The organism is Pedobacter sp. 01T416_2, assembly GCF_056398925.1.
Genome location: NZ_JBFTQI010000510.1, coordinates 1 through 4381 on the forward strand (window position 1 = coordinate 1; position 4381 = coordinate 4381).

Sequence of the window (4381 nt, forward strand, 5' to 3'; positions counted from 1 at the left end):
CAACTTGTTTTATCTCAAAACTCAGCAACGGCAATGAACTCATCTCAAAGTTCAAATTTAGCCGATAATAATTCAACTAATAAAAGTGTTAGTGCAATAGACATATCGAACATTAAAGTTGACGGTCTTGCTGATGCTAGTGTGCAGATCTATCCAAATCCTGTAAAAGATATATTGAATATTAATATTAAAGGATATAGTGGTCCTTATGAAGTAGCGGTATTTAATATAATTGGACGAATGTTCTTGAATAAAAAAATGGAAAGTAGCAATGCCGAATTAGATGTATCTAGACTGGTTACAGGAGTCTATTTAGTTAAGGTAACTAGTGCCAAAGGCAAGACTTTCAAAATGATGAAAATAATTAAAATAGATTAAAAAGGGTGATGTTGTTTAGTTCAAAAACGAAATTAATAAAAAATAATAAACAAAAAAGACAACAAGTTATAATGTTTTTTAACGCTATGACTTCAATTAAACTATAATTTATGAAAAAACAATTTACAACTACAAAATTGATTGCCTGCTTGTTATTCAGTGTAGTCTCATTTCCAATTTTTGGGCAAGAAAAAGATGATCGAGTTAAATTAGAACATGGACAAATTGGAAATGTAGCAGATAAAAATGCCACATATACCCATACTAGCAATCCTGGTGCACAATGGTATCCTGATGCCGGGTTAGGACTTTTCATTCATTGGGGATTATCTTCTGTAAAAAATATGGATGCATCCTGGCCAATGGTAGTTGGTTGGGAGCTAAGATCGAAAAAAATGGATACACTGGAAATTAAAAGGGTAATAAAGGAGCGGGATTACAAAGCAATAAATGGTGAAAGGACAATTATAACCCCAAATGAATACTGGGCAATGGCAAAGGAATTGAATGCCAAAAATTATGATCCTGAAAAGTGGATTAAAGCTGCAAAAGCTGCGGGCTTTACTTATGCCGTAATTACTACCAAACACCACGAGGGATTTGCCCTATGGCCAAGTGCTTATGGTGATTTTAGCACAAAAAACTTTATGGGCGGTAAGGATTTAGTGAGACCCTTTGTAAATGCCTGCCATAAATATGGTTTAAAGGTTGGGCTTTATTTCTCGCCACCAGATTGGTATTTTAACAAAGATTATGAGAACTTCTTTTTTCAGGAGTCAAGAGTGTTGAATCCCACTTTCCCTGAATTGGACGCAAATCTGAACCCTCGAACTTCAAAACCAACTGCTGAAGAAACTGCTAAACACCGTGCTGCCTACGCTGTAATGGTACGTGGACAGTTAACGGAACTACTAACCAACTATGGCAAAATAGATCTGCTCTGGTTTGATGGACGTGCAGCCATAGATAATCCTACCAAGGTGCTAACTCAGGAAGAGATCAGACGTTTGCAACCAGGTATAGTAATGAATCCTCGTATGCATGGCACAGGTGATTTTATAACTTTTGAACGAACTCCTCCGTCAAAGGATCCTGGTGATATTTGGGCAGAGTTCTGCAATACTTGGACAGATAGTTGGAGCAACAGCAATACGCTTCCCTTTCGTTCCAATGCATTTATCTTGGGACAATATGTTGCCATGCGCGCTTGGGGGGTTAATTATTTACCAAGTATTGGTCCCAAAGCTGATGGTTCGATGCCGGATGCCGTGTATCAGAATATGGAAGTTATCGCAAAATGGATGAAAGCGAATAGCAAGTCAGTAAAAAATACAAAGCAGCTGCCTGCTAATGAAACAGCATCAGTACCTGCAACGTCAAACAACAATTTTCGTTACCTTTTCGCCATCCCTGAATTTAAAGACAAAGGGATGTATGAAAAAGATAGGCTTCCAGCAAAAGACATTTTGCTGACACTGAAAACAGCAAGTGAACCAAAAAAGGTTAAGGTGTTGGGCTCAAGTAAGTCGTTAAATTTCAGTTATATCGATGGACAAGTACAAGTTAAACTACCTGCATCTATGCGTACCAATCTGGTTGATGTTGTACAAATTGAATTGTAAAATTATAGAATTTTCAAAAAGTAAAGAGCAAATTATGTACTTATGAAAAATAAGTTTAAATTATTATTAGTGGCATCTATCTGTGCCACTACACTTTCTAGTTATGCTCAAGGTGATTTTAGCATGAAGGCTGATAAATCCGAAGAGGAAGATTATGTTATGACCAAAGATCCATTGGTAAAAGCCAATCTTGATAAATGGCAGGGTTATAAGTTTGGGGTATTGATCCACATGGGGCTTTACACTCAATTAGGATTTCTTGAATCTTGGGGCTTAGTGCCTGAACCTTGGGTAACCAGAGACGGTTATGATAATTATAACAAATATGCCACCGATTACAAAAATGCGCAATACAAATTGAATCCAACAAAATTGGATTCCCAGAAATGGGCAAAAATGTTTAAAGGTGCCGGAGCGAAATACATGATTTTCACCTCCAAACATCATGATGGATTTTGTATGTATGATTCGAAATTTACCGATTTCAAAATTACAAATCCAGCATTGCCTTATAGCAAAAGTCCAAAAGCCGATGTGTTAAAAGACGTATTGGATGCTTCAAGAAAAGAAGGATTGGCAGTGGGTGTTTATTTTTCCAAACCTGATTTTGGAACCGAAGACTTCTGGTGGTCGTATTATCCTCCAAAGGATAGAAACCCTACGTATGACATTACAAAATTCCCAGACAGATGGAAAAGTTATGTGAAATACACTCAAAATCAGTTGAACGAATTAACTACAAATTACGGGAAAGTCGATATTCTTTGGCTTGATGGATGTTGRGTTCGTCCATTAGCAACCATTAATAAAAGGGTCGAAGAATATTGCAAATATCCTTATGATATGGATATTAATATGAAATTGATTTCGGAAACGGCTCGTAAAAAGCAACCTGGAATGCTGGTTGTAGATCGTTGGGTGCCTGGTGAATATGAAAATTATCTGACACCAGAGCAAGTAACACCTGTGAAACCACTAAGCGTGCCTTGGGAAAGCTGCATAACCCTTGGAGGAGCTTGGGGATGGGTGCCAAATGACCATTATAAATCCTCAAAAGAAGTGGTGCATTTGATGACCAGTATCGTAGTAAAAGGCGGAAACTTGTTACTGGGAATTGGCCCAGATGCTAGAGGCGAATTTGATTCAAAAATTGAAAAAACTTTAGCTGGCGTAGGAAAATGGCTTTCGGTAAACGGTGAAGCTATTTATGACACTAAACCAGTTTCGCCGTACTTAGATGGGAATATTGGTTATACTCAAAAAGAGAATGCCATATATGGGATTTATATGCCAGCAGAAGACGAAAAAGAATTACCTGCCAAAATAACCATCAAAACCAACTTGAAAGGCGGTTTGAAAGCAATGTTATTGATCAATAAACAAAAGTTGAGCAGCAAGAAAGTAAACGACGGAATCGCTGTTTCGATTCCAAAAGAACTAAGAACTTCTTTGATAAATCAGGAAGCGATAGTCATTAAAATAAGTAATTAATTCTTTACGATCTATTTGTCTCGTCGTACCATAGCTTGTCACTGGGCCAACCTATAGGCGGAGGAGATTTTGGTATTTACTCGGCAATTTATTTGACGGCCACTTTGCACTAAAATGGAGAGGTGACTACTATTAGTGAAATATACAGTCTATGTGAACAAGCGTGTAATATGTTCCTGCTGTTCCAGAATGAGTTGAAAGCTCCTTATGTTTTCATAAATGTTATGCCACTAAGACGTTAGATTTTCCTTTTTAGACACCCTCTTTGTAATATCTATACTTTGGGAAGGTATACTGAAACGAGAGCTCCCAGCCAGCTTTTCGCTTTTTAGAGGGTGGATTATTTGTCACAGTATTAAACATTGTGGCCTTTGTTGTTTTACATCATGTTAATTTTATCTCGGCAACTTACCTGGCTATCCGCTCATACGCCTTCAGGCCTTGAGCGCAGGGCAGGTATCCGCTGCTATCCCTGTTGCAAAGAGGAAGATTATCTAATAGTATAATGGAACGAAAGGGTGTCGAACCTACCCGTATAATTGATTGGAAATTAGAATTTTGAATGACAGTCATTTGGTTTTGATACCAAAAACTCACCTTTGTTTTTTGAACCTAGATTCTAAATTTAAAAATAGGAAAACGATTAAAATTTTCAATATCATGGGGAAGCCCAATCAAATGCAACCTGGTCAAATCCATAAGGAAAGATTCACAGATGCATTACTTATTTAAACCTGCCGTATTAGGTCGTCCGGTATTCCAAGTCATCAGATGGTAGTGTAAGAACCGGGGTAGTTTATCAGAGCCCAAAAAGAGTTCAAAAGATACCTTTATAAAATGGCCGGAAGACAATCCATATGGGAAACAGTGGGGACGATGAGTTCCAGCTC

3 protein-coding genes are annotated in these 4381 nt (G+C 37.6%); all 3 read left to right on the forward strand.

Annotated elements, in window-relative coordinates:
• Positions 1-378 (forward strand): T9SS type A sorting domain-containing protein (locus tag AC1DPQ_RS19160; RefSeq protein ID WP_477610559.1); only part of this gene is annotated, 378 nt, incomplete at its 5' end.
• 110 nt (positions 379-488) lie between these two features.
• Entirely contained in the window at positions 489-2000 is a 1512-nt protein-coding gene (locus AC1DPQ_RS19165) for an alpha-L-fucosidase (protein WP_477610560.1), read from the forward strand.
• Positions 2001-2042: 42 nt separating this feature from the next.
• Complete coding sequence (locus AC1DPQ_RS19170; RefSeq protein ID WP_477610561.1) at positions 2043-3491, forward strand: alpha-L-fucosidase; 1449 nt, start codon at positions 2043-2045, stop codon at positions 3489-3491.
• The last annotated feature ends 890 nt before the right edge of the window (positions 3492-4381 follow it).

Coding starts and splice junctions, on each gene's coding strand:
- AC1DPQ_RS19165 (WP_477610560.1), top strand. CDS start 489: ATGAAAAAACAATTTACAACTACAAAATTGATTGCCTGCTTGTTATTC.